We start from the raw sequence: 25,492 nt of genomic DNA on the forward strand, positions 1-25,492 counted from the left end.
GGTAATCGATTCTCTGGGCTAATCCCCGGCCCATGGAACATTCCGCACCGGGTGATTTCCAACACCCGCTCCCGGAGAGGGCTAATTCTCCGCCGGTTGGCATCCGGATGCTATTCAAAGCCTTCTCCGGCATTGCGACGGCAACTCCGGTACGGCAGCTGCGCGCACGTGTGCAAGCCCTCCGGTTTCCCCTGTGGCGAACAAGCTCCCCAAGTCAGGGTTGCCCCACGTAGCATCAAAGTACGTCGTAGCTAGGAGTGTGGCGAAATGTTTGAGCGATTTACGGACCGTGCCCGTCGCGTAGTTGTGCTTGCCCAAGAAGAGGCACGCATGCTGAACCACAATTACATTGGTACCGAACACATCCTCTTGGGTCTGATCCACGAGGGTGAGGGCGTGGCCGCCAAAGCTCTTGAGTCCTTGAGCATTTCGCTCGACGGCGTCCGCGAGCAGGTGCAGGAGATCATCGGCCAGGGCCAACAGGCGCCCTCCGGACACATCCCCTTCACGCCGCGTGCAAAGAAGGTGCTGGAGCTTTCGCTGCGCGAGGCCCTGCAGCTCGGCCACAACTACATCGGCACGGAGCACATCCTGCTGGGACTCATCCGTGAGGGTGAGGGTGTGGCAGCGCAGGTGCTGGTGAAGCTCGGTGCCGACCTGAACCGGGTCCGCCAGCAGGTCATCCAGCTGCTCTCCGGCTACCAGGGCAAGGAGACCACCGGCGCCGGCGTCGGCCAGAGCCAGGCGGAGGGTACTCCCGCCGGCTCCGTTGTGCTGGACCAGTTCGGCCGGAACCTGACACAGGCTGCCCGGGAGAACAAGCTGGACCCTGTGATCGGACGCGAGCAGGAAATGGAACGCGTCATGCAGGTCCTTTCCCGCCGCACCAAGAACAACCCCGTGCTGATCGGTGAGCCCGGCGTCGGCAAGACCGCCGTCGTCGAGGGCCTTGCCCAGGCGATCGTGCGCGGCGACGTGCCGGAAACCATCAAGGACAAGCAGCTCTACACGCTGGACCTTGGCTCCCTGGTGGCCGGTTCCCGCTACCGCGGTGACTTCGAAGAGCGCCTGAAGAAGGTCCTCAAGGAAATCCGCACCCGCGGCGACATCATCCTCTTCATCGACGAGATCCACACCCTCGTGGGTGCCGGTGCGGCCGAAGGTGCCATCGACGCAGCCTCGATCCTGAAGCCCATGCTGGCCCGCGGGGAGCTGCAGACCATCGGTGCCACCACGCTGGACGAGTACCGCAAGCACATCGAGAAGGATGCCGCCCTCGAGCGCCGCTTCCAGCCCATCCAGGTCAAGGAGCCGTCGGTTGCGCATGCGATCGAAATCCTCAAGGGCCTGCGGGACCGCTACGAGGCGCACCACCGCGTCACCATCACCGACGGCGCCCTCGCCTCGGCCGCGAACCTCTCCGAACGCTACATCTCGGACCGGTTCCTGCCGGACAAGGCGATCGACCTCATCGACGAAGCCGGTGCCCGGCTCCGCATCCGCCGCATGACCGCTCCGCCGGAGCTCAAGGAGATGGACGAGCGCATCTCCGAGCTGAAGATGGAGAAGGAGTCCGCGATTGACGCGCAGGACTTCGAGGGTGCTGCCGCGCTGCGCGACAAGGAGCAGAAGCTCATCACGGAGCGCTCCGAGAAGGAACGCCACTGGAAGACCGGCGGCATGGACGACATCTCCGAGGTGGACGAGGACCTGATTGCCGAAGTCCTCGCGAACTCCACCGGCATTCCGGTCTTCAAGCTGACCGAGGAAGAATCCTCGCGACTGCTGAAGATGGAAGACGAACTGCACAAGCGCGTGGTCGGCCAGGACGAGGCCATCAAGGCCCTGTCCCAGGCCATCCGCCGCACCCGTGCCGGCCTGAAGGACCCCAAGCGTCCGGGCGGCTCGTTCATCTTCGCCGGCCCCACCGGCGTCGGCAAGACCGAGCTCGCCAAGGCCCTCGCGGAGTTCCTGTTCGGTGAAGAGGACGCCCTCATCACGCTGGACATGTCCGAGTACTCCGAGAAGCACACGGTGTCGCGTCTCTTCGGTGCCCCTCCGGGCTACGTCGGTTACGAAGAAGGCGGGCAGCTGACGGAGAAGGTCCGCCGCCGTCCGTTCTCCGTGGTCCTGTTCGACGAAGTGGAAAAGGCCCACGCGGACCTCTTCAACTCGCTGCTGCAGATCCTGGAAGACGGCCGCCTGACCGACTCCCAGGGCCGCGTGGTGGACTTCAAGAACACCGTGATCATCATGACCACGAACCTCGGCACCCGGGACATCTCCAAGAGCGTGGCCACCGGCTTCCAGTCCGGCACGGACACCCAGACCGGCTACAACCGGATGCGCGCCCGGGTCACGGAGGAGCTCAAGCAGCACTTCCGCCCCGAGTTCCTCAACCGTGTTGATGACGTCGTGGTGTTCCCGCAGCTGACGCAGGACGAGATCATCGAGATCGTGGACCTGTTCGTGACCCGCCTGGAGAAGCGGCTCAAGGACAAGGACATGGGCATCGAGCTGACCAAGGCAGCCAAGGTGCTTCTGGCCACCCGCGGCTACGACCCCGCCATGGGTGCCCGGCCGCTGCGCCGCACCATCCAGCGCGAGATCGAGGACCAGCTCTCCGAGAAGATCCTCTTCGGCGAACTGCACCCCGGCGACATCGTGGTGGTGGATGTGGACGGCGAAGGCGACGACGCGAAGTTCACCTTCGCCGGCAACGCCAAGCCGCGCATCCCGGAAATCGCCCCGAGCGCATAACGGCAGCCGCCTGAGGCAGCCGCCTGGCCCTGAGTGCCGGACTCCTAGCCGCACTCGAGCACCAAGAGGCCCCGCCCGCCCCCGAAAGGGGGCAGGCGGGGCCTCCTGCGTTGGCGCGGCAGCAGGACAAGTCTGAAAGTACTGTTTCACTAATAGTGAACCTCCTGTGATCCAGGGCACTTGAGGTGTTGAATCAGCACATGTCAACTGAAGATGCAGCGATCCTGCGTGACCAACCGGCGACCCCCTTCCACGACCTCGACCACTACCTGGCGATCCCGCGGGTCAGTGGCCTGGCCCTCAGCCCCGACGGCCGGCGGTTGGTGACCACGGTCGCCACGCTCAACAGCAAGGGCACCGAATATGGAACGGCGCTGTGGGAGCTGGACCCGGCAGGCCAGAAGCAGGCCCGCAGGATCACCCGCAGTGCCAAGGGCGAGGCTGGCGCCGTGTTTGCGGCCAACGGCGACATTTACTTCACGTCCGCGCGGCCGGATCCGGACAAGGAGGCCGACGGCGATCCCGTCAGTGCGCTCTGGGCGCTCCCCGCTGACGGCGGCGAGGCCCGCGTGGTGCTGTCGCGCGCGGGCGGGGTGGACAAGGTCATGGCGGCCAGGGACGCAAACGCGGCCTTCGTCACCGCGTCCGTGCTTGCCGGGTCCCGCGACGAAGAGGACGACGCCGAGCGCCGCAAGAGCCGGAAGGACAACAAGGTGGCGGCCATCCTGCACAGCGAGTATCCGGTGCGCTACTGGGACGCGGACCTCGGCCCGGCCCAGCCGCGGCTCTTCGCGGCGGAGCCTGGGCCCGAGCAGGATCCCGGCAAGCCCTCCACCGTGGACAGCGCCGCCCCCCTCGCGCTGCGCAACCTCACGTCGCAGGCAGGGTCCCGCCTCCGCGAGGCCGTCTCGGTGGTCAGCCCGGACGGCAAAACCCTCTACACGAGCCTGGCCAGGCCGCTGCCGAGGGCGGACCTGCGCTCGGTCCTGGCCGCCGTCGACGTTGCCACGGGCTCTCTGAGAATCCTCCTCGATGAGGAGGGCATGAACTACTTTCCGGGCCCGGTCAGCCCGGACGGCGGCACGCTCGCCGTGGTCAGTGAAAGCGACACGACGCCCCAGCAGGCCCCGCAGGTCAAGCTGCACCTTCTCGACGTTTCCGGCGAAGCCGGCCGGGAGGACCTGGAGCCGCTGGCCCACGGGTGGGACCGCTGGCCCCACCCGGAGGCGTGGCTCCCGGACGGTTCAGCCCTCCTGGTCACGGCGGACGACGACGGCGCGTCGCCGGTTTTCAGTGTAAGCGTTGCGGCGGGTGCCGCCCGGGGGAGTGTCACCCGGGTGACGCCGGACGCGGCAGCCTATACCGACGTCGTCGTTTCACCCGACGGACGCAATGCTTACGCGCTGCGGAGCTCCTACGAGTTCCCTGCCGAGCCTGTCCGGATCGACCTGGCCAGCCGGGATGTGACGCGGCTGCCGTCCCCGGCCGAGCGGCCGCAAACCGAGGGCTCGCTGGAGCGGGTGGAGACGACGGCGGCCGACGGCTCCCGTGTGCCCGCGTACCTGGCCCTGCCCGCGGGGGCTTCCGCCGGGAACCCCGCGCCGCTGCTGCTGTGGATCCACGGCGGCCCGCTGGGATCCTGGAATGCCTGGACCTGGCGCTGGAACCCGCGGCTGCTCACGGCCCGGGGCTATGCCGTCCTGCTGCCGGACCCCGCCCTGTCCACCGGCTACGGCCAGGACTACATCCAGCGGGGCTGGGGCGGCTGGGGCAAGGCACCCTTTACCGATCTGATGGCGATCACGGATGCCGTGGTGCAGCGGCCGGACATCGACGAAAGCCGGACGGCTGCGATGGGCGGCTCCTTCGGCGGCTACATGGCCAACTGGGTGGCCGGTCAGACGGACCGGTTCAAGGCGATCGTGACCCATGCCAGCTTGTGGGCGCTGGACCAGTTCGGGCCCACCACGGACGCGTCGCAGTACTGGCTCAAGGAAATGACGGCGGAAATGGCGCTGGAGAACTCGCCGCACCTGCATGTCGAGAAGATCCGGACGCCCATGCTGGTCATCCACGGCGACAAGGACTACCGGGTGCCCATCGGGGAAGGCCTGCGGCTCTGGTACGAGCTGCTGTCCAAGTCCCAGCTCGCCTCAGACGAAAACGGGCAGACCAGCCACCGGTTCCTCTTCTACCCCGACGAGAACCACTGGATCCTGCAGCCGCAGCACGCGAAGGTCTGGTACGGCGTGGTTGAACACTTCCTGGCCAGGAACGTCCTCGGCAAGGACATCGAGCTCCCGGCGGACCTCGGTCTCTAGCGCGCGGTAAATGCGGCAGTCCCCAAGCCGGGGTCAGCGCCCCCCGTAAGATGGGGCTGTGACTGACTCCTTCACTGTTCGCCCTGCCCGGACCAGCGATGTGGCTGCCATCAAGAAGCTGGTGGCGCCGCTGGCGGAAGAGCGAATACTGATGGCCAAGGAGACGGTGGCCTATTACGAGAGCCTGCAGGAGTTCCTGATCGCCGAGTCGGCCGCCGGCGAGGTCATCGGCTGCGGCGCCCTGCACGTCATGTGGGAGGACCTTGCCGAGGTGCGCACCTTGGCGGCCTCGGACGCCTGGCGCGGTAAGGGTGTGGGGCACGTGCTGGTGGAGAGCCTCCTGAAGCAGGCTGAGGCGCTGGGCGTCTCGCGGGTGTTCTGCCTGACCTTCGAGGTGGACTTCTTCAAGCGGCACGGCTTCGAGGTGATGGCTGACCAGTCGGCAGTGGACCCGCAGGTGTACTCCGAACTGCTGCGCTCGCATGACGAAGGCGTGGCCGAGTTCCTGGACCTTGCGCGGGTGAAGCCGAACACGCTCGGCAACACGAGGATGATCAAGGCTCTCTAGAGCCGGCCCCGACCTGCTCGCGGGATTCTTCCGCGTGCCCAGGTCCCGCGTGCCCAGGTCCCTCGTGCCCTTCGGGGCAGATGCCGCGGGTTTCGGACCGCTGGCCGCGCCCCAGGTCCGGCGGCTGCACCTTTGGCAGGACCTTGGCCACGGCCAGCGCGGCATACATCACCGTGTTCACCGCCACGAAGGCCGCCATGATGCGGAACCAGCCCGTAAAGAGCAAGGCTTCGGGCAGCACCACCCCAGCCCGTACTGCTGCTGCGATCATGCTCGGCCTGCCTTTGCCAGGTGCTTCCAGCTGGCCTCCCGGCCCACCGACATGTCGATGATGCCCTTCACGTAGACCACGTTGAGGAACATGTCGAACAGCAGCTCCGGGACGACTGTCAGGGCCAGCAGGCGGGCCCGCCAGCCTCCGTGCCAGACGGTGACCATCCGCTCGAAGGAGAAGAGCGCGCCCAGCCCCAGCCAGAAGGGGAACCAGATCCACGTGTCCAGCGCGAGCACGGTCAGGAGAATCAGCAGCAGGTAGGAACTCAGGGCGATGACGCCGTAGCCAAGACCGAACTGCTGCGCCCAGTACCGGGCGGTCGGCGGGGTCAGGCCGTACGCGCCGAGGTTTTCCAGGGCGCCGCGCTGCCACCGCAGCCGCTGGGCCCAGAGCGTGCGCCACGTCGGCATGAGCTCGGTGACCACCGCGCACTCCGGCGGCGAGACCATCAGGCCGCCAAGCGACTTCAGGGCAATGGTCAGCTCGTTGTCTTCGGTGAGCGCCCAGGTGTCGTAGACGTCGCCTGCCACTCCGGGCAGAGCTGTGCCGCGGTTCTCGGCCACGGTCCGCAGTGCGGCGGGGCGGAACACCGAGGCGGTTCCCGTGAGCACAAAGACCCGGCCCCGCCGGCGCCTCATGTCCCGGGCGTACCGGATGTATTCGTTGCGCTGGAACTGGCCGAGCAGCCCGTGGCCCGGTTCGCCGTAGAAGAGGCCGCCGACGGCCATGAGGGCCCTGTCGCGCGTGAAGTATTCGACGGCGCTGGCCAGGAACCCGTCGTCGAGCAGGGTATCGGCGTCCATCACCATGACCAGATCGTTGTCGCCCTGCCCGGGGAGCAGCCGCTTCAGCGCCTGGTTCAGTGCGCCGGCCTTCTTTTGGCTGTTGCGCTCCGTCTCGAGGACTTCGACGCCGGCCGCCCGGGCGACGCCGGCGGTGGCGTCGGTGCAGTTGTCCGCAACGACGATGATCCGCTCCGGCGGCTGCGACTGGGCGAGGAGCGACGCCAGTGTCAGGGGAAGGGACGCGGCTTCGTTGTGGGCCGGGATGAGGACGGTAAGAGTGACAGGTCCGGCGTAAACGCCCCTGGTCCTCGCCATTACGATGCGCGGGGCCAGCGGCTGCGTCGGGTTGGCTGAACGCCGCGACTTGAGGGAGATACGCCGGTCCGCCAGGGCGATTCCGGCAATGAGCAGGAAGGCGACGGCGATCGCCGTCGAAAGTATCCACGGCGCCGGCGCATCGGCGACGTAAAGTACGCCCCACATCCCCAGCAGCATGGCCCTGCTGGGGGCGGCTGCCGGCGTCGGCACGGTGTAGGTCACGGCGAACCAGAGCAGCGCGGCCGCGCCTGCCGCCGCCAGGGCGATCAGCGCCCCGGCGGTTTTCTGCAGCTTGCGTTGGGGTTTCATGGCTTACTCCATGCGGTACGGATTGATGTGGTCGGTGACCTGGTCGAAGAGATGGTTGCAGCGCCGGCTCGGTTTTGCCGCGGGAACTGATCAAGTTCCGCTCAAAGTTGCGGCGTAATACTGCTTCTATTTTATAAATTTGCTGGATAAACTGTCGGAGCCGGAAGGGACAGCATTGGGGGTTGTCCCTTCCGCCGTTTTCGAACTACCGCGGAGCCGGTGCCGGTAGTAGGGTCAAAGCACATCCTGACCGATGTCAATGAAGCACCGAGAGCCCAGGAGCCGGCCGTGAAAAAGCTCATCAATGATCCCCGCGCTGTTGTGGATGAATCCGTGGAAGGATTCGGTCTTGCCCATGCAGACCTTGTGACCGTCAGCCCCGATCCCAAGTACGTCACCCGTAAGGATGCCCCCGTTGCCGGCAAGGTCGGCCTGGTGTCCGGCGGCGGCAGCGGGCACGAACCGCTGCACGCCGGCTTTGTGGGGCGCGGCATGCTCGACGCCGCCGTGCCGGGCGCCGTCTTCACCTCACCAACCCCCGACCAGATCATTCCGGCCACGCTCGCCGTGAACTCCGGTGCCGGCGTGGTCCATATCGTCAAGAACTACACCGGTGACGTCCTGAACTTCGAGACGGCGGCCGAGATGGCCCAGGCCGAGGGAGTGGAAGTCCGCACCGTGCTCGTCAACGACGACGTCGCGGTGGAGGATTCGCTGTACACCGCAGGCCGCAGGGGAGTGGGTGGCACGGTCCTGGTGGAGAAGATCGCCGGCGCAGCGGCAGAACGCGGCGACGATCTCGACGCGGTGGCGGCCATCGGCGACCGCGTCAACCAAAACGTGCGGACCATGGGCGTGGCGCTCACGGCCTGCACTGTGCCGCATGCCGGATCCCCGAGCTTTGATCTCGGGGATCATGAGATAGAAATCGGCATCGGCATCCACGGGGAGCCGGGCCGGCACAAGATCGCCATGGAAAACGCGGACGGCATCACCGGCCGCCTGCTGGAACCGATTCTCAGTGACCTCGCAACGGCGTCGGGCGAGAAGGTGCTCCTGTTCGTCAACGGCATGGGCGGAACACCGCTGAGCGAGCTGTACATCGTCTACCGGCGCGCCGCCCAGATCCTCGCGGAGCGGGGCCTCACGGTGGAGCGTTCCCTTGTGGGGAACTACATCACGTCGCTCGAGATGCAGGGCTGTTCCATCTCCGTGCTCCGGCTTGACGACGAGATGACGGCCCTCTGGGATGCGCCCGTGCACACTCCGGCCCTGCGGTGGGGCGTGTAGCGGTGGGGCTGGACGTGACCTGGGCCGTCAAGTGGCTGACGCTGTCAGCGCAGGCGATGGCGGAGCACAGGGTGGAACTCATCGAGCTGGACAGGGCCATCGGCGACTCTGACCACGGCGAAAACATGGACCGCGGTTTTCAGGCGGTGCTCGACAAGCTCGCCGAAAGTCCTCCGGAAACCCCCGGCGCAGCGCTCAAGCTGACGGCCATGGCACTGATGTCCAAGGTTGGCGGGGCGGCCGGGCCGCTCTACGGCACGGCGTTCCTGCGGGCCGCAACCACCCTGGGGGATGCAGTGAACGTGGACGCCGAGGCCCTCGCCGCAGCCCTGACGGCGGCGCGGGACGGCATCGTGGCCCGGGGCAAGGCCGAGGCGGGCGACAAGACGATGGTGGATGCCTGGACCCCGGCCGTTGACGCAGCTGCAGCAGCAGCGGCCGACGGCGACACGCTGGCAGTGCTCATCGCCGCTGCGGAGGCTGCCGAAGCGGGGGCCGTGGCGACGGACCCGCTGGTGGCGCGCAAGGGCAGGGCCAGCTACCTCGGCGAGCGAAGCGCCGGCCACCGGGACCCCGGGGCGGCCTCGAGTGCCCTCATTCTCCGCGCCGCCGCGGGAGCCGCCGCATGACGGTGCGGATCGTGGTGGTTTCGCACAGTGACAAGATTGCCGACGGCGCCGTGGAACTCGCGGCCCAAATGGCGCCGGACGTGATGATGGTCCCGGCCGGCGGGACGTCTGACGGCCGGATCGGCACCAGCATGGAAAAGGTGATGGCGGCACTGGAAACCGCTGCCGGGGGCGACGGCGTGGTGGTGCTGACCGATCTTGGGTCGGCCGTGATGACGGCGGAGTCGGCCATGGAGTTCAGCGATGGCAGCACCCCGGTGCTTCTCGCCGACGCCCCGATAGTCGAGGGCCTCGTGGCGGCAGCCGTGGCGGCCCAGGGCGGCGCCAGCGTTCATGCGGTCCGGCGCGCCGCCGAAGCGACGCACGGTTACCCTGCGTCCCGACCCAAGGCTGAGGACCACCAGCCCGCAGGCGTCCAAGGCGGAGGCGGGGCTGACTACGGCCCGGCAGCGGATGAGCCGGCGCCCCCGGCCACCCCGGATGCCAGCGGCGATTTCAAACTCGTCAACCTCGCGGGCATGCATGCCCGGCCGGCTGCCAAAATAGCCGGCGGCCTGTCGGCGCTGGATGCCGAGGTGACGGTCAACGGAGTGGACGGCGCCTCCATGACAGGGCTAATGACGCTCGGGGCCGGCCAGGGATCGGTGCTGCACGTGGAAGCGTACGGCCCCGACGCCGAGCGTGCTGTCGCGTACGTGGCGGGGCTGGTTAACGACGGTTTCGGCGAACCCTGAGGGGTACAGGCCAGGCCGGGCACAGCCCGGCTACCTGTCCTGCCGGAGGCCTGCCGCATCCAGCACCACGGAGGCGGAGACAACCCGAGCGCACTGCTCGCCAAACGGGTAGCTGGTCCTGGGCTCGAAGCGCAGCGTGCGCGTGGGCATCTGCTTGCCGTTCGCGTACCGCCCGCTCGCCGTGACATCGATGGGGGACTCGGACAGGGTTTCCAGTTGAAGCAGCCCGTGCCGGGTGCCGTCCGGTTTGGCCGTCGCGGAGCACACGCCGTCGGGCCTCGAACCGTCGGTGCAGCCCTGGTCGACTGTGACGGAGCCGGGCATGAGGTGGAGGGTGTCCTCCTTGCACTGGCCGTCCTGGCAGGCCAACAGGCGAAGCGTCTTAACTTGGGGCGAGTAGCCTGCCGCCACAGTGACGGCGACCCCGGGCACCTGGCCTATTGCCGGACACACCGCCTCGAAAGCATGGCAGCCCGAGAGGAGTGCCGTCGTCGTGATTGTGGCCAAAAGTACCCCTGTCTTGCCCATGTTCTCAGGGTAGATCCGCGCTTCGGCGGTGGAACCGGCGGGCGCAAAACTCGCGCCCTCATCGTTATCCAGGTCCCGGCTGTGGGTGCCTAATTGAGACCAAAGCCGCTCCGCGGACCCGGGCCCGGGAGGTCAGGCGGGCAGCCGGTACCCGCCCTGGTGCAGTTCGGCGAGGCCGTCCGCCAGGAGGCCCGCCAGTGCGCGTTCCAGCTGCTCCGGCGCGCAGTTGAGCCGGTGCAGTGCGGCCAGGGGAACGCCGATGCCGGCGGCTTCGAATCCGAGGTCGGCCGGGGCCCGTTGGAACATTTCCGCCGGCACCGGCGCATCCGCCAGCCGGAGGACGGCCATCACGCCACCCCGGACCTGGCGGTCGGTGCCGTGCCACGCCTGACCCTTGGGTGTGTACGTCGGCGGCGGCTCGCCGGCCGCGAGCCAGGCGCACCTGTCGCGTACCGGGCACGCCGGGCACTTGGGTGAACGCGCCGTGCACACCAGCGCCCCCAGCTCCATGACCGAGGCGTTCCAGCGGACGGACGTGCCGGCGTCGGACGGCAGCAGTTCTGCGGCAAGCCGCATCTCCGCCGCCGTCAGGGCAGGGGCGGGCAGGGCGGCACCGGAAAAGAGCCGCGCGTGGACGCGCCGGATGTTGGTATCCACCACCGTCTCGCGGCGCCCAAAAGCAAAGGCGGCGACGGCGGCCGCCGTGTAGCTGCCCACGCCCGGCAGGCCGAGCAGCTCGGCGTAGTCCGACGGGATCTCGCCGCCATGGTCGCGTTCGATCGCAACGGCGGCCCCATGAAGCCTGAGCGCGCGCCGCGGATAACCCAGCCGGCCCCAGGCGCGGACCGCTTCACCCGCAGGTTCCCGGGCCAGTGCTGCGGGCCCCGGCCATCTGCGCATCCACTCTTCCCAGACCGGCAGGACGCGCACTACAGGAGTCTGCTGCAGCATGATCTCACTGACCAGCACGCCCCAGGGCGTGCGGTCGGCCGCACGCCACGGCAAATCCCGGGCCTCGGCGTCGAACCAGCAGTCCAGCGTCGAGTGGACGCCGGTCAGGTCGGCTGCCGTGGGCGCGGGGTTGGGCGTGGCGGCATAAGCGGTTGTGGTTTTGATGCCAACACTCTAGTTGAAAACCCCGGCGACGGTCCGCAGCCGGGTACCGTCAGCTGGCCTCCTGCTCCACGGGAGGCAGTCCCTCCCGCCGGCCCGGCAGCCGCCGTACGTGGCCATGCAGGGTTTCACCGCCGCGGCCATTGGCCGCCGGAACAGCAAGGGCCACCACAAAGCTGGCACTGTTCGGATCCACCGAGCGGATGGTCAGGCTGCGCGTTCCTTCCGGTATGGATGGCGCAAAGAACTGCAGCTGGCGGGAGCCGACGGTGGCCACCTCATCCAGCTTGTACTCTGTGCCAAAGTGGTCATGGATGACGATTTCGGGGGTTTGCGGCTCGTCTTCGTTGACGGAGGCGAGATGCAGGTTCACCACGATTCCGGTGTCCCAGATCTCAACCGCAAGCACCGTGAACTCAGTCCCCTGGCTCTGATGTTTGCCAAACGTCAGCGGCAGAAGGACGCGCTCGAGGTGACCGCCAGACACGTGATCTACCATCGCTGGTCCTCTCCAACTCGGCCCGGTAAGTGGTAACCGGGATTCAATTTTAGTAAGCGTGCTGACAGTTGTCACCCGAATTTACGTCACGAATTGGACATGGTGGGGCGGGGGCGGCGTGGTGGTGCAGCAGAAACCGGGGCGTTCCTTAGCCTAGGAGGATGGGCAGGCAAGACACCCCGAATTCCGGCGCGGGCCGGAACGGGTCAGCAAAAACGGCGGCACAGAGAACAGCACCCGGGAAATCGGCACCCCGCGCAGGGCGCAAGCCGAGCCCCGCGGTGTACCGCCGCCGCCGGCTCTTCGCCGGAGTGGCGTTGCTGCTGGTCCTCTGCCTCATCGCCGGCGGCGTGGCAACACTGACCAGCCTCCTCGGCGGCGCCCAGCAGGCCTCGTCCGCCCAGGACGCCGCCCAGGGTGCGTCCACGCAAGGCGCCGATGCGGCGCAGCCCGGCGCAACGCCGTCGGCCAGCCCGTCGGCAGCCCCGTCCGCGTCGCCCACGTGTGACCAGAAGCTGGTGACGGTCAAGGCCACGACGAACAAGACGTCCTACGCCGCGGATGAAAAGCCGGTGCTGAGCCTCACGGTCACCAACGGCGGAAAGCTTCCGTGCAAGGTGAACATCGGCACGTCGCAGATGGACTTCCTGGTCACCAGCGGCTCGGACCGTGTCTTCTCATCCGGCGACTGTCAGGCGGACAGCACTGACCTGGTCAAAACCATTGCACCCGGCAAGAGCGAAACCGCGAACTTCCCGTGGCCGCGCAACCGTTCCGTACAGGGCTGCGAGAAGGTGGCCGACGGCGCGGTTGGCGGCGGATACTACGTGTTCATCGCCAAGCTTGGCGCCAAGGTCAGCCCGCCGACGGTCTTCCAGCTCAGCTGACGCGGGTTAGATCCGTCGGTTGCTCCGTAACTGCCCTTCTGGGCGCCCAAAAGGGCACCTGTGGAGCAACCGATGGGATCTAGAGGAACCTGTCCAGCAGGCTGGCTTCGGCCATCCGGCTGAGGCCCTCGCGGACCGTGCGGGCGCGCTGGTCGCCGATGCCGTCCACGGTCATCAGGTCGTCGATCGTTGCGGCCATGAGGTGCTGCAGGCCGCCGAAGTGGTCCACCAGCCTGTCCGCGACGGCCTTGGGTACAGCCTTGAGCCCGGAGAGGAGCCGGTAGCCGCGCGGCTGCACCACCGCGTCGAGGGTGTCCACGCCGCCGGCGAACCCGATGATCCCGGCGATCTTGCTGAGGTCGATCAGCTCGGTGGGGCCGAGGTTGAGGAGGGCGCTCACAGCACCGTCGATCTCCTCCGGTGACGCGTTCGGACCGGCGTAGTCGCGGATGATGATGTCGCTGCCCGGGCCGCGGCCCACGGTGAGCTCGTCGAGCTGGAGGGACAGGAGCCGGCCGTCCTCGCCCAGCTCCAGCACGTACTGCGAGATCTCCTCGGAGATCCGGCGCACCATCTCCTGGCGCTGCAGGGTCACTGCTACATCGCGCACGGTCACCATCGCCTCGATCTCCAGGGCGGAGAGCGAGCTAGTCACCTGGTCGAGGCGGGAGCGGTAGCGTTCCAGCGTGGCGAGGGCTTGGTTGGCGCGGGCCAGGACCTTTTCGGAGCCCTCGAGCACGTGCCGCAGGCCGTTGACGTACAGGGCGATGATCTGCATGGACTGGCTCACCGAGATCACGGGAACGCCGGTCTGGATGGCGACGCGTTCGGCGGTGCGGTGCCGGGTGCCGGATTCCTGGGTTTCGATGCTGGGGTCCGGCACGAGCTGCACGGCCGCCCGGAGGATGTTGCCGGCGTCCCTGTCGCAGATGATGGCGCCGTCCATCTTGGCCAGTTCGCGGAGCCGGGTGGGTGAGAAGTCGATGCCGATGTCGAAGCCGCCGGAACAGATGGAATCAATGGTCCGGTCCGAACCCAGCACGATCAGCGCGCCGGTGCGTCCGCGGAGAATGCGTTCCAGGCCGTCCCGCAGTGCGGTCCCCGGGGCCACCCTCCCCAAAGTCGCCTTGAGCGATTCTTCAGGGCTGCGAGCCATAGATATTCCCTTCAAAGGTGCAGGCGGGCCTGCAGGTTTGCCGGTTTGGACTGGTCCGCCGGCAGGATCAAAAGTACTCGGTTTCCCGCATGCACCATCCTAGAGGTAGATTACCCCAGCAACCGCACGGGCAAGCCTTAAAGTGGCCCGGCGGAGGCCTGCAGGAGAGGCCTTCGGAGTGCGCTCGACGGCGGCCGGTTGAGGGGCACTTTTGGGCCGTCTTCGGTGCGGATTCCGCCGCTGCGATAAACTTGAAGCCTTGGCCGGCAGGTTCCGCCGCCACCTTTTCCAACATTGATCCCCCGCGGATCGCAGTGAAAGTAGCACCGTGTCCCAAGAAGTGCAGAGCCCCGCCCGAGTGCACGAGATCCATAAGCAGGCCTCCCGGCGCCGGACGTTCGCCGTCATCTCCCACCCCGACGCCGGCAAGTCCACGCTTACCGAGGCGCTCGCCCTGCATGCCAAGGTGATCGGCACCGCGGGCGCGTCCAGCGGCAAGGCCAACCGCAAGGAGACGGTCTCGGACTGGATGCAGATGGAGAAGGACCGCGGTATTTCCATCAGCTCGGCCGCACTGCAGTTCTCCTACCGGGACACCGTCATCAACCTGCTGGACACCCCCGGCCACGCCGACTTCTCCGAGGACACCTACCGCGTGCTCGCCGCCGTCGACTGCGCCGTGATGCTGGTCGACGCGGCGAAGGGCCTCGAGACCCAGACCATGAAGCTGTTCGAGGTCTGCAAGCAGCGGAACCTCCCCATCATCACGGTCATCAACAAGTGGGACCGCCCCGGCCTTGATGCGCTGGCCCTCATGGATGAGATCACCGAGCGCACCGGGCTGCAGCCCATGCCGCTGACCTGGGCCGTGGGCATCTCCGGTGATTTCCGGGGTGTCTGGGACCTGCGCAATGACAGGTTCGCGCGTTTCCAGCGGAACAACGCCGGCGCCAGTATCGCCCTCACCGAATACTTCACCCCCGAAGAAGCTGCCGAAAGCCAGGGCGATAACTGGACGGACGCCGTCGACGAGGCGGGCCTGGTCATCGAGTCCAACCTCGCCTTCGACGTCGAGAGCTTCCACGCCGGCAAGGCCACGCCCATCCTGTTCAGCTCCGCGGCGCTGAACTTCGGCGTCAAGGAACTCCTGGATGCGCTGGTGGACTTCGCCCCGCCCGCCGCGCCCCGGCCGGACATCGAGGGCACCCCGCGTGCCGTCGAATCGCCGTTCTCCGGCTTCGTCTTCAAGGTCCAGGCCGGCATGAACAAGGCCCACCGCGACCACGTTGCGTTCATCCGTGTCTGCTCCGGGGTGTTCGAGCGCGGCATGGTGGTCACCCAGACCCGGACCGGCAAGTCCTTCGCCACGAAGTACGCGCAGCAGGTCTTCGGCCGCGAACGCGAGGTCATCGACGAGGCCTACCCGGGCGACGTCGTGGGCCTGGTCAACGCGTCCTCGCTGCGCGTCGGGGACAGCCTTTTCCTTGAGGAAGCCGTGGAGTTCCCGGCCATCCCGCTGTTCGCCCCCGAGCATTTCCAGGTTGCCCGGTCCAAGGACCCCAGCCGCTTCAAGCAGTTCCGCCGCGGCATCGAGCAGCTCGAGCACGAGGGCGTCATCCAGGTGCTGCGTTCCGACGTCCGCGGTGACCAGGCGCCCGTGCTTGCCGCGGTCGGACCCATGCAGTTCGAAGTGGTGGAGGACCGCATGGCGCACGACTTCAGCGCGCCCATGCGCCTGGAACGACTTCCATACTCCATGGCCAGGATCTCGACGGCGGATGCCATGCCTGCCCTGGCCAACGTGCCGGGCGCCGAGGTGCTGCTGCGGTCCGACGGCGAATACCTGGCCCTTTTCAACGACGTCTGGGCCCTGCGCCGCATCGAGAAGAACCACCCGGACCTGACGCTGGTACCTATCGGGACGCACAACCCCGCGAAGTAGCTGCACCAACCGGGGCCACAGCTCCCGAACGGTCTCCCAACCAACGAAGCAAGGTATCGCCGTGTCCACAAACCAGCCGTCCGCCGCAACGTCAGCCAGCGTTTCAGGAGCAACCAGGGTCGTCGTAACCGGCATGGGATCCATGAACCCGCTCGGGGACACAGTGGCCGAGACCTGGCAGGCGATGCTGACCGGCCGGTCGGGCATCGCGGCACTGGAGGACGGCTGGGCCGAGGCTCTGCCGGTGCGCATCGCCGGGCGGGTCACCGCAGACCTTGGCGCTTTCCTCAGCACCCGCGAGCTGAAGCGGATGGACCGCTGCGGCCAGCTGGCGCTCGTAGCCTCGCGCGAAGCGTGGGAGCAGGCGGGGAAACCCGCCGTCGAACCGGAGCGGCTCGCCGTCGTGATCGGCTCGGCGTATGGCGGCATGGACACCGTGCTGGCCCAGGTCAGGGAGCTGGACAACGGCGGCCCGCGCAAGGTTTCCCCGCACACCCTGACCCGGCTCATGGTGAACGGGCCGTCCGCGTGGGTTTCAATCGACCTGGGCGCGAAGGGCGGGGCACGCACACCTGTCAGCGCCTGTGCGTCCGGGGCCGAGGCGATTGCCCAGGGTGCCGAAATGATCAGGTCCGGCGCGGCCGACGTCGTAATTGCCGGCGGCGTGGACGCCTCCGTCAATGAGCTGATCATCGCCGGTTTTTCCCAGATCCGGGCGCTCTCCACGCGCAATGACGAGCCGGAGCGGGCTTCGCGGCCGTTCGACCGGGACCGCGACGGGTTCGTGCTGTCCGAGGGAGCGGGGATCGTGGTGCTGGAAAGCGAGAACCACGCGCGTGCCCGCGGCGCCGAGGTCCTGGGCGGCATTGCCGGGGCGGCCGTGACCTCGGACGCGAACGACATCGTTGCGGCCGATCCGGACATGCAGGTGCGGGTCATGGAGAAGGCCCTGGCCTCCGCCGGCCTCCGTGGCACGGACATCGGGTTCGTGCACGCGCACGCCACCTCCACGCCCGTGGGAGACCGGCTGGAGGCGCAGGCCATCAAGGCCATTGCGGGCGACCAGGTGCCGGTGACGTCCACGAAGTCCCTCACCGGTCACCTGCTCGGCGGAGCGGGTGCGCTGGCCGCCATCGCCACGTTGCAGGCACTCCGCACCGGAGACCTGCCCGGCACCTACAACGTGGCTTCCCTTGATCCCGACGTGGACCTCAACGTCATCACCGGTGCCGTCAGCGGCAGCACCGCGACGGCGGGACTCGTCAATGCCTTCGGGTTCGGCGGGCACAGCGCGGCGCTCGTGGTCACCAGCGCCTGACGTTAACGCTTCCTGGTCCGCACCAGGGCCGCGGTCCCCGCTGCCAGGCCCAGCAGGCCCGCCCCGAGGCCCGCGATGCCGAACGTGTTGTCCGGAGCAGCCGTGACCTGGGTGGTTGACGACGCCGCCGAGGTGTCTGCGGTGTCGGTAGATGCCGTGTCCGCAGCTGCCGTCTCTGCGGCGGGAGCCGGTGCCGCATGGGAGTGCTCGTCCGCTGCCACGGTGGTGACGAAGGAGGGAACCGGGTGCTCGGGTTCGGGCTTGCCGGCGGTCTCCGGCTGGTTCCAGTTCACCACCGTTCCGTCGGAGTAGGTTTGTGCGGCCGGCAGCGACACGGTGGTCCCGGCATCGGGCAGGCGTCCCACCGAGATGGAGAACGTCTGGTATTCATGCTGCCCGAGCTGGTGGGCTGCATCGGCAGTCCACGTGACCGTGGCGGCGGCCTTGGTGATCTTGGCTCCTTCCACGGTGACCGGAGCGGGCAGGGCAGCCTCGGTGATCTTCGCCGTCCAGCCATCCATGGGCTTGACCGAAACGGACGTGAACGGCGTGGCCGTGGGCAGTGTGACGGTGACCTTGGTGGTCTTGGCCGTTTCGGACTCGTTGGGAACCCGGAAGGTCAGCTGCGAGAAGCCGCCGGCAGAGGTGGACGCCGGGTCCACGTGGACGTGGGCGGAAGCCGAACCAACGCCCAGGACCATAAGGCCGGCCGCTGCCGCTGTGACGGTGACGGACTTCAGTGCAGAAGTTTTTAGTACAGAAGTTTTCGGTGCAGAAGTTTTCGTGGTCCGGAACTTCAGGGCACGGGTTGTTGAAGCAGTCATGACAAAGCCTTTCGCGGTGCTGCCGCGCGTTCGCGCCGGGTGACGTGCTCGCGCCGTGGGGCGTGCCGAGGGGCAGCGTGGGGTGATGGATGGTCAGGCAGCGTCCCGGCACCCCTCCGCAGGCTGAACAGCCATGCGGAGGAAGTTACTGAATGGTGCGCGGGAGGGCCGTGAAGGGCGGGCCGCGAAGGGTGTCGTGCCGCAGCTTGCGGCGGTGGGATGCGACAAAAACTGTGGGCCATGCCCCGGGGCGGTGCATGGCGGGCGTGAACCCGGCGGGGCGGGGGAGCCGTACCAGCGGGCGGAGCCAGGCCAGGAGCTGCCACAGTGCGGCCTCGCCGCTCCACAGCAGCCAGACGGTGGCAAGCGTGGCGAGGGCGTGGCCTGCCAGCATGGCGGGTGAATTGCCGCCGGTACCCATGGACATGTTTTCCATTGCGGCCGAGCAGCTCAGGCCCGCGTGCCCGCTGTGCGCCAAAGTGCCGGCCAGCGGCAACTGGGAAAGCGGCAGTTGGGGCAGGCAGGAAGCGCCGGGGGCGAGGTCCGTGAAGGCGGTGTGCAGCATGACTTGGCCGGCGCTGAGCACACCGAACAGGGTGGCGAACGACAGCTGCCGCCGGGCGAGCCAGGCGGCCGGGGCCAGCAGGACTGCGGCAGATCCGGCAAGTGCCGCGGCGCCCGGAAGCTGTCCGCCACCCAGGACGTGGCCGCCCACAGCCAGGGAGAACGCCAGGGAAGTGACCAGGGCTGCGCGGAAGAGGCGCAGGGGACCTCGGAGATCCATCGGTGCCTCCCTCCACCAGGCCCGCAACTGCTGTGACACCCCGACCGTAAACACCACAGCGTGGGAAAACCTTGGACATTGCCCCGTTTTTTGCAGCTCTGGGCCGCCCGGAATGGTGGTCCGGGGAGGATGGGCAAAGGGCCGTGGTTCCGGCGGCCCTTAGAATTGCTGTGACGCCCGCTCTGCCCGTCGATCTTGTGGAAAGGACCGCTGATGATGCCCCGTGCCTCGTTCCGGCTTTTCCGCACCGGGCTGATCGGCTCCCTCGTTGTCGGGTTTGCCGCCGGCGGGCACCTCGCTGGCGGCGGCCAGCTTCCCGCCGCGGCCATCCTGGCAGCGCTGACCGCCGTGACTCTGGTTCCCGTCGCCGCCCTGACCCGGTTCCGGCTTTCCTGGCCGTCCCTGGTCGGTCTTCTGGGCGCCGGCCAGCTCTGGCTGCACTGGGCCTTCGAGGCCCTGGCCGGCGCGGATACTGCCGCGCCGGGGTCAGCTGCCCTGCTGCCGGGCCATGCCGGCCATACGGGTGCAGCCGTGGAGCCGGCATTCGCAGGCGCCACGGCCGAAAGCGTCCACATCGCTGCATCCGACGGCGTCATGTTCGTTGCGCACGCCATTGCCACCGTCTGCACCGCAGCCCTGCTGGCCCGCGGGGAACGCGTTCTGGCAGCACTTGCCTCGTGGCTGCAGCCGCTTTTCCGCTGGCCCGAACCGGCCGTCATCCTTCCCGGGCGGGTCCCCATGCCCTTGCCGGTGCCGGCCGTCCTCCCACGGACGAGGGCCGGCGTGCACCTGCCAACCCGGCGCGGGCCGCCGGTGCCTTTCGCCGCCTAAACAGGTTTCCTTGCAGAACGGGCCTTTCCATTCCGGACGGTTCCGTTTTTCAGGCAGGTCCGACGGCGGCGCGCAGCTACCTGCCCGTGACGCCAAAGCTTTGTCGCTTTGACGGCGCATGGGCCCCGTCTGATTTCCTGAAAGGCACCACCCCCATGAACACCTCCATCCGCCGTACCCTCAAGACCGCAGCAGCCGCCTCCCTCACAGCCGGCCTTCTCGCCGCCGGTGCCGCCGCAGCCTCCGCGCACGTCACGGTTGACCCCTCCGCAACCGCCGAGGGCGGCTTCACCAAGCTGACCTTCAGCGTTCCGAACGAGTCCGGGACGGCCAAGACCAACCGGCTGGAAGTCAAGCTCCCCACTGACACCCCACTGACCTCGGTCTCCGTGAAGCCGATGGACGGCTGGAAGGCGCAGGTGGTCACCACTACCCTGCCCAGGCCTGTGGAGATTGCAGGCGCAACAGTCACCAAGGCGCCCACCAGCGTGATCTGGACCGCGGATGCCGCCCACCAGATCGGGCAGAACGAATTCCAGACCTTCACGCTGTCCGTGGGCCGGCTTCCGGCCGCCGGCACCACCATGATGCTGCCCGCCGCCCAGGGCTACACCGACGGAACCACCGTTAACTGGGCGGACGCGGCCGAGGGCGGGCACGACCACGCGTCCGCCACCTCCTCCGCAAGCCCCTCGGCGGCTTCCTCCGCCGCCTCAGCACCGGCCGAGGCGGAGGAACACCACCCGGCGCCGTCGTTCGTGGTCACTGCGGCGGAGTCCGCTGAAGGGTCCGCAAGCGCGACGCCCGATGCAGCACCGGCCGGCTCGGCATCGGAAGGCACCGACTCCAACGACGGCCAGGTCGTCGGCTGGATCGGGCTGGTGGCGGGTCTGCTTGGCCTCGCCGCGGGCGCCACTGCCCTGGCCCGCACGCGGGCGGTCAAGAAGTAGCCCAAACACTCCGTCCATAAAGGCAGCGGCCCGCACCTCCCCTGGAAGGCCAGTGGAGGTGCGGGGTGCTTTTGAATGGCTGCTCAGGGTTTGCCGATGAGCAGTTCCAGGACCTCGGTCAGGTGGCCGACCTCCCTGACGCTAAAGCCGGCGGGGACCGGGCCTGGACCGGTGGGGCTCGCGGGAACGACGGCGTGCGTGAAGCCGAGCCGGTGAGCCTCCTGGATGCGCTGGTTGATTCCCGGCACGGGACGCACTTCGCCAGCCAGGCCCACTTCCCCAAACGCTATGAGGCGCTGCGGCAGGGGTTTCTTCTCCTTCGCGGACGCCACGGCCAGCGCGATCGCGAGGTCGGTGGCAGGCTCGCTGAGCTTCACGCCGCCCACCGTGGCAACATAGGAATCGTCTTTGTGCAGCTGGCGTCCGGCACGCTGCTGCAGCACAGCCAGGAGCATGGACACGCGCGAACTGTCCAGGCCGCTGGTTGCCCGGCGCGGCTGTGAGTTCTGGGTCTCCGCAAGCAGGGACTGCACCTCAGCCAGCAGCGGCCGGCGGCCCTCCATGGTGACGGTGATGCAGGTACCGGATACGGGCTCTTTGGTGCGGGTGACGAACAGCCCGCTCGGATCGGCAAGGCCCAGGATGCCGTCCTCGGTGAGGTCGAAGCAGCCCACGTCATCGGTGGGCCCGTAGCGGTTCTTGACCGCCCGCAGCAGCCGAAGGCGGGAGTGGCGCTCACCCTCGAACTGGCACACCACGTCCACGAGGTGCTCCAGCATGCGGGGACCTGCGATGGAGCCGTCCTTGGTCACGTGCCCAACCAGCAGCGTGGTCATGTTCCGGCGCTTGGCCGTGGAAATGATCGAGGCAGCCACCTCGCGGACCTGGGAAACTCCGCCGGCGCTGCCCTCGACGTCCGCACTGCTAAGCGTCTGCACGGAGTCCACCACCAGCAGCTTCGGCTCCACCTTCTCCACCTGGCCGAGCGCCTGGCCGAGGTCGGTCTCCGCGGACAGGTAGAGGGTGTCCGCGATGGCGCTGATCCGCTCCGCCCTCAGCTTCACCTGGGCGGCGGATTCCTCGCCGGTCACATACAGGACGCTCTGCCCGGTCCGGGCGAACTTGGCGGCAACGTCCAGCAGCAGCGTCGACTTGCCCACACCGGGCTCGCCCGCGAGCAGGATGACGGCGCCGGGCACCACGCCGCCGCCGAGCACGCGGTCGAGTTCATCCACGCCGGTAGGCAGGTATGCGGCGGTGGTCGCGTCAACCTCGGCAATGGGGCGGGCGGGCACCAGAACCGTGGTGGCCGCCGTCGTACGCGCTACCGCGGCGCCGGTTTCCTCAACGGTGCCCCATGCCTGGCACTCACCGCACCTGCCCACCCACTTGACCGTAGTCCAGCCGCATTCGGCGCACTTATAGCCCGGTGCCTTGGAAACCCGGGAAGTCTTTGTAGCCATTGCTCCACAGTATCCGTCGGGTCCGACAATCCCCGGCCGCACCCTCACCTCGCAAGCTCGGCCAGGGAACCCTGCGGCCGTGGGCCCTCTAAAGCGGGGGCAGGAGGTCGCGGGCCTCGTGGGAATCGATGCCGGCGGCTTCCAACAGGTCCACCATGAGCGGCCGGAACAGCATCACCACCGTTTCGCCCTCCAGCTTCTGCACTTTCAGCATCCTGGGATGCAGTCGCCCGGCGATATCACCCAGGTCCTGCCGTGCGCTGCGCAGGTGGGCATGGCGGGCCCCCTCCTGCACTTCGGCGAGGCCGAGCGAGAGCTCGTCCACCGCCGCCGCCGTCTCCTGCAGAACCTCTGCGATATTCTCGGTGGCCTCGTCGGACAGCGCGGCGTGGTTGATGGAACTGGTGAGCCGGCGGGCAAAGACGCGGCTGTTGCGGAGGGCAAGGTCAATGAACTCCAGCGATTGCTCCAGCCGGTCCAGTTCGTCCCGGTGCCGCCGGTAGGCGGGCGCCAGCGTGGCCACCTCACCGGATGCGCGGAGCGAATGCCGCATGGCATCCACCAGGGGCTGGCTGTTCCGTCCGCGGACCAGGGCATGCCACGCCCGGGTGGAGTCACTCTCCAGCAGTGCCGCCGCGCATTCCCGCAGTACTTCTGCCAGTTCATGGAGCAGCTTCTGCACGTCCCTGCGCGGTTCCCGGCGGGGGTCTTTCGGCACCAGGATGGTGATCAGCAGGGCAACCACGCCGCCCACCACGGCATCGATGCTGCGCGTGAATGGCCCGCCGGCAGGCGCCGGCAGCAGCACCACCAGCACGGACTGCAGCGCCAGCTGCGTGGTGAAGATATTGCCGCTGTCCAGGAAACGGGCCAGCAGGATTGACGTCAAAAGCACCACGGCGGCCTGCCAGATCCCCGCCCCGAGCCAGTGGACCAGCAAGTCACCCACGGCAATGCCGAGGGTGCATCCCAGCCCCACCTCCATCACCCTCCGCAAACGCAGGTCGCGGGAGAAACCCAGGGCAATCAGGGCGGACGTGGCCGCGAACAGCGGCCCGGTGTGCCCCAGGACGAACTCCGCAAACCCATACGCAGCCACTGCGCCGACGGTCATCTGGATCGCAGGAACCAGCGAATTCCGGCTCCGGACCATCCCTGTCCTGATCCGGCCGCGAAGGAAGCGTTTGCTGGCGGCGAGTCCGGTCTGGGGCATGGCTTCAGTCTATGGCCGGAGCCGCCGTGGACCGGGAAACCGACGCCCAGGTGACGGCCGGCGGAAGCAAACCCCGGGAGCCGAAGAACGGCAGGGGCCGCCGTCGCGTTGTTGCGACGGCGGCCCTTTTGTCCTGCTGTTGGGTTTCGGTGTTCCGGTTAGCCGTTGATGATTTGGGGGACGCCGAGGTGTTTGAGGCCTTCGACGCCGAATTCGAGGCCGTAGCCGGATTGTTTGGCGCCGCCGAAGGGGATGCGGGGGTCGACGGCGCCGTGTTTGTTGATCCAGACGGTGCCGGCTTGGATGCGGGCGGCGACTTCGCGGGCTGCGGTGAGGTTGGGGGACCAGACGGAGGCGCCGAGTCCGACGTCGAGGGCGTTGGCCATCTCCACTGCTTCGTCGACGGTGGTGTAGCGGATGATGGGCAGGGCGGGGCCGAACTGTTCTTCGGTGACGAGGGGGTTGGTGTTGTCGATGTCGGCCACGAGGGTGGTGGGGTAGAAGTAGCCGGGCTGGGCCGGGTCGGGGTTGCCGCCGAGCAGGATCTTCGCGCCGCTGTCTTTGGCGGCTTGGACGAGGGTGGCGACGATGTCGTACTGGGCTTTGTTTTGGAGCGGGCCGAGGACGTTGTTTTCGTCGGTGCCCACGCCCATGGGCATCGCGGCGGCGACGGTGGTGAGTTCGTCGCAGACGGCCTCGTAGATGGTGTCGTGGACGTAGAGGCGTTTGAGGGCGGCGCAGGTCTGGCCGGTGTTGATGAAGGCGCCCCAGAAGAGGTCCTGGGCGATGGTTGTGGGGTCGGCGTCGGGCAGGACGATGCCGGCGTCGTTGCCGCCCAGTTCCAGGGTGAGGCGTTTGACCGTATCGGCTGACGAGCGAATGATGGCGCGGCCGGCGGCGGTGGAGCCGGTGAACATGATTTTGCCGATGGCGGGGTGTTCGGCGAGGCGGGCGCCGACTTCGCGGTCGCCGGGGATGACGTGCAGTACGCCGTCGGGGAGTTCTTCGTTGAGGACCTTGATCAGGGCCAGGACGGAGAGGGGTGTCATTTTGGAGGGTTTGACGACGGCGGTGTTGCCCATTCTGAGGGCGGGGGCGATCTGCCAGATGGTGATCATCATGGGCCAGTTCCAGGGGCCGATGGCGCCGACGACGCCGATGGGTTTGTAGTGGAGTTCGGCGTAGGTTTCGCCGTCGTCGACGATGACTTCGGGTTTGAGTTCGGTGGCGGCGGCGGCGCGGAGCCAGGCGGCGCAGGCGCCGACCTCGAAGCGGGCGTTGGGGCCGTTGAGGGGTTTGCCCTGTTCGCGGGAGAGCAGTTGGGCGAGTTCCTCGGCGGAGCGTTCGACGGCGTCGGCGGCCTTGAGCAGCGCGGCGGACCTGGCGTCGTGGCCCAGTGCGGCCCAGGAAGGCTGCGCGGCGGTGGCCGCGGCTACCGCGGTCTCGAGGTCCTGGACGGTGTGGACCGGGGCCTGGCCGACGACGCCGCCGGTGGCGGGATCGAAAATGGTCCGGGTCTCCTGGCCGGGGCCTGCGGTGATGGATGCGAGGAGGGCATCGTAGGTTTCCAAGAGGTACTCCACTTCGAGTAGGAAAGTGCGCTCAGCCGGGCGGCGAGGCGGGCATACCCAAGTGTTGTCCGCACGGGTGGCCGGTGGCTTGTCTTTGGGTGCAGAACCCTTGACTTGGGGCGAACTGCAGCGTCGGCCGAGTCCGCCTGGCGCCGGTCGAAGACGGTGGCACCGACCTCCTGCTCGGCCTGGTTGTTGATGCCCAGGTCGATGCCCCTGCGTTCGCGGATCACCAGGAGAGCGGCCGTCGAAACGAGGGCGACGATGAGCAGGTAGACGGACACCGAGGCCGTTGTCCCGGTGGCCTGGACCAGGGCCGTGGCGATCATCGGGGCGAAGGCGCCGCCGATGATCGCACCGAGCGCGTAGTTCCCGGTGTTCACCAGCCAGAACAGCGCGTGCCGATGATGGTGGCGAACGCTACG

24 protein-coding genes are annotated in these 25,492 nt (G+C 67.9%); 12 read left to right on the top strand and 12 right to left on the bottom strand.

Annotated features, from left to right (window positions below):
- The first annotated feature begins 267 nt into the window (after window positions 1–267).
- From ACFTSA_RS18355 to ACFTSA_RS18365, 3 genes are all read left to right on the top strand, one after another.
- Complete coding sequence (locus ACFTSA_RS18355) at window positions 268–2,760, top strand: ATP-dependent Clp protease ATP-binding subunit (protein ID WP_331570872.1); 2,493 nt, start codon at window positions 268–270, stop codon at window positions 2,758–2,760.
- Between the two features lie 200 nt (window positions 2,761–2,960).
- A complete protein-coding gene (locus tag ACFTSA_RS18360) occupies window positions 2,961–5,081 on the top strand; it encodes a prolyl oligopeptidase family serine peptidase (RefSeq protein WP_377953084.1) in 2,121 nt (706 codons plus the stop codon).
- A 58-nt stretch (window positions 5,082–5,139) separates the two neighbouring features.
- Window positions 5,140–5,649: an amino-acid N-acetyltransferase gene (locus tag ACFTSA_RS18365; protein WP_377953085.1), complete on the top strand. Its 510-nt coding sequence runs from the start codon at window positions 5,140–5,142 to the stop codon at window positions 5,647–5,649.
- Here the strand turns inward: ACFTSA_RS18365 and ACFTSA_RS18370 are convergent.
- Window positions 5,636–5,920: a hypothetical protein gene (locus ACFTSA_RS18370; RefSeq protein WP_377953087.1), complete on the bottom strand. Its 285-nt coding sequence runs from the start codon at window positions 5,918–5,920 to the stop codon at window positions 5,636–5,638. The genes ACFTSA_RS18365 and ACFTSA_RS18370 overlap by 14 nt on opposite strands.
- Window positions 5,917–7,335: a glycosyltransferase gene (locus tag ACFTSA_RS18375; protein WP_377953088.1), complete on the bottom strand. Its 1,419-nt coding sequence runs from the start codon at window positions 7,333–7,335 to the stop codon at window positions 5,917–5,919. Before ACFTSA_RS18375 ends, ACFTSA_RS18370 begins: the two co-directional genes overlap by 4 nt.
- A 288-nt stretch (window positions 7,336–7,623) precedes the next feature.
- On the opposite strand from ACFTSA_RS18375, the gene dhaK reads away from it, so the two are divergent.
- The 3 genes from dhaK to dhaM are packed head-to-tail and all read left to right on the top strand — an operon-like array spanning window position 7,624 to window position 9,988.
- Window positions 7,624–8,625, top strand: coding sequence for a dihydroxyacetone kinase subunit DhaK (dhaK, locus tag ACFTSA_RS18380; RefSeq protein ID WP_377953089.1), 1,002 nt, complete (start codon window positions 7,624–7,626; stop codon window positions 8,623–8,625).
- A gap of 2 nt (window positions 8,626–8,627) precedes the next feature.
- Window positions 8,628–9,254: a dihydroxyacetone kinase subunit DhaL gene (gene dhaL / locus ACFTSA_RS18385; protein ID WP_377953181.1), complete on the top strand. Its 627-nt coding sequence runs from the start codon at window positions 8,628–8,630 to the stop codon at window positions 9,252–9,254.
- Window positions 9,251–9,988 carry a dihydroxyacetone kinase phosphoryl donor subunit DhaM gene (gene dhaM, locus ACFTSA_RS18390; protein WP_377953090.1) on the top strand — a complete coding sequence of 246 codons (738 nt, stop codon included), beginning with the start codon at window positions 9,251–9,253 and terminating at the stop codon, window positions 9,986–9,988. The genes dhaL and dhaM overlap by 4 nt, the downstream gene beginning before the upstream one ends.
- A gap of 30 nt (window positions 9,989–10,018) precedes the next feature.
- On the opposite strand, the gene ACFTSA_RS18395 is transcribed toward dhaM, so the two are convergent.
- Both ACFTSA_RS18395 and ACFTSA_RS18400 read right to left on the bottom strand, forming a co-directional pair.
- Entirely contained in the window at window positions 10,019–10,516 is a 498-nt protein-coding gene (locus tag ACFTSA_RS18395; protein ID WP_377953091.1) for a hypothetical protein, read from the bottom strand.
- A gap of 132 nt (window positions 10,517–10,648) precedes the next feature.
- Window positions 10,649–11,467, bottom strand: coding sequence for an A/G-specific adenine glycosylase (locus tag ACFTSA_RS18400; RefSeq protein WP_377953092.1), 819 nt, complete (start codon window positions 11,465–11,467; stop codon window positions 10,649–10,651).
- Between ACFTSA_RS18400 and ACFTSA_RS18405 the strand changes: the two genes are divergently transcribed.
- Window positions 11,466–11,615, top strand: a complete 150-nt coding sequence (locus ACFTSA_RS18405) for a hypothetical protein (RefSeq protein WP_377953093.1) — start codon at window positions 11,466–11,468, stop codon at window positions 11,613–11,615. The two genes, ACFTSA_RS18400 and ACFTSA_RS18405, sit on opposite strands and share 2 nt — an antisense overlap.
- A 66-nt stretch (window positions 11,616–11,681) precedes the next feature.
- On the opposite strand, the gene ACFTSA_RS18410 is transcribed toward ACFTSA_RS18405, so the two are convergent.
- Complete coding sequence (locus ACFTSA_RS18410; RefSeq protein WP_377953094.1) at window positions 11,682–12,116, bottom strand: hypothetical protein; 435 nt, start codon at window positions 12,114–12,116, stop codon at window positions 11,682–11,684.
- 173 nt (window positions 12,117–12,289) lie between these two features.
- Here ACFTSA_RS18410 and ACFTSA_RS18415 point away from each other — a divergent pair, with 173 nt between their 5' ends.
- Complete coding sequence (locus ACFTSA_RS18415) at window positions 12,290–13,015, top strand: hypothetical protein (RefSeq protein ID WP_377953095.1); 726 nt, start codon at window positions 12,290–12,292, stop codon at window positions 13,013–13,015.
- A 79-nt stretch (window positions 13,016–13,094) separates the two neighbouring features.
- On the opposite strand, the gene disA is transcribed toward ACFTSA_RS18415, so the two are convergent.
- Window positions 13,095–14,171 (bottom strand): DNA integrity scanning diadenylate cyclase DisA, encoded by a 1,077-nt coding sequence (gene disA, locus ACFTSA_RS18420; protein ID WP_331572493.1) that lies wholly within the window; start codon window positions 14,169–14,171, stop codon window positions 13,095–13,097.
- Between the two features lie 328 nt (window positions 14,172–14,499).
- On the opposite strand from disA, the gene ACFTSA_RS18425 reads away from it, so the two are divergent.
- Together ACFTSA_RS18425 and ACFTSA_RS18430 are read left to right on the top strand one after the other, a co-directional pair.
- Window positions 14,500–16,113 (top strand): peptide chain release factor 3, encoded by a 1,614-nt coding sequence (locus ACFTSA_RS18425; protein WP_377953096.1) that lies wholly within the window; start codon window positions 14,500–14,502, stop codon window positions 16,111–16,113.
- 61 nt (window positions 16,114–16,174) lie between these two features.
- Complete coding sequence (locus ACFTSA_RS18430; RefSeq protein WP_377953098.1) at window positions 16,175–17,431, top strand: beta-ketoacyl-[acyl-carrier-protein] synthase family protein; 1,257 nt, start codon at window positions 16,175–16,177, stop codon at window positions 17,429–17,431.
- 2 nt (window positions 17,432–17,433) lie between these two features.
- Here the strand turns inward: ACFTSA_RS18430 and ACFTSA_RS18435 are convergent, their stop codons facing one another.
- Window positions 17,434–18,255, bottom strand: a complete 822-nt coding sequence (locus ACFTSA_RS18435) for a YcnI family protein (RefSeq protein WP_377953099.1) — start codon at window positions 18,253–18,255, stop codon at window positions 17,434–17,436.
- Between the two features lie 145 nt (window positions 18,256–18,400).
- Window positions 18,401–19,039 (bottom strand): hypothetical protein, encoded by a 639-nt coding sequence (locus tag ACFTSA_RS18440; protein ID WP_377953100.1) that lies wholly within the window; start codon window positions 19,037–19,039, stop codon window positions 18,401–18,403.
- A 213-nt stretch (window positions 19,040–19,252) separates the two neighbouring features.
- On the opposite strand from ACFTSA_RS18440, the gene ACFTSA_RS18445 reads away from it, so the two are divergent.
- Window positions 19,253–19,870 (top strand): hypothetical protein, encoded by a 618-nt coding sequence (locus ACFTSA_RS18445; RefSeq protein ID WP_377953102.1) that lies wholly within the window; start codon window positions 19,253–19,255, stop codon window positions 19,868–19,870.
- 155 nt (window positions 19,871–20,025) lie between these two features.
- Complete coding sequence (locus ACFTSA_RS18450) at window positions 20,026–20,820, top strand: YcnI family protein (RefSeq protein ID WP_377953104.1); 795 nt, start codon at window positions 20,026–20,028, stop codon at window positions 20,818–20,820.
- A gap of 83 nt (window positions 20,821–20,903) precedes the next feature.
- On the opposite strand, the gene radA is transcribed toward ACFTSA_RS18450, so the two are convergent.
- The 4 genes from radA to ACFTSA_RS18470 form a co-directional block, all read right to left on the bottom strand.
- Window positions 20,904–22,283: a DNA repair protein RadA gene (gene radA, locus ACFTSA_RS18455; protein WP_377953106.1), complete on the bottom strand. Its 1,380-nt coding sequence runs from the start codon at window positions 22,281–22,283 to the stop codon at window positions 20,904–20,906.
- An 88-nt stretch (window positions 22,284–22,371) separates the two neighbouring features.
- Window positions 22,372–23,496: an aromatic acid exporter family protein gene (locus tag ACFTSA_RS18460; protein ID WP_377953107.1), complete on the bottom strand. Its 1,125-nt coding sequence runs from the start codon at window positions 23,494–23,496 to the stop codon at window positions 22,372–22,374.
- Between the two features lie 158 nt (window positions 23,497–23,654).
- Complete coding sequence (locus ACFTSA_RS18465; protein WP_377953182.1) at window positions 23,655–25,037, bottom strand: aldehyde dehydrogenase family protein; 1,383 nt, start codon at window positions 25,035–25,037, stop codon at window positions 23,655–23,657.
- Window positions 24,929–25,450: a hypothetical protein gene (locus ACFTSA_RS18470; protein ID WP_377953108.1), complete on the bottom strand. Its 522-nt coding sequence runs from the start codon at window positions 25,448–25,450 to the stop codon at window positions 24,929–24,931. The genes ACFTSA_RS18465 and ACFTSA_RS18470 overlap by 109 nt, the downstream gene beginning before the upstream one ends.
- Between the last annotated feature and the right edge of the window lie 42 nt (window positions 25,451–25,492).

It is taken from the genome of Arthrobacter sp. NPDC057013 (genome assembly GCF_042674585.1).
Lineage (GTDB): Bacteria > Actinomycetota > Actinomycetes > Actinomycetales > Micrococcaceae > Arthrobacter.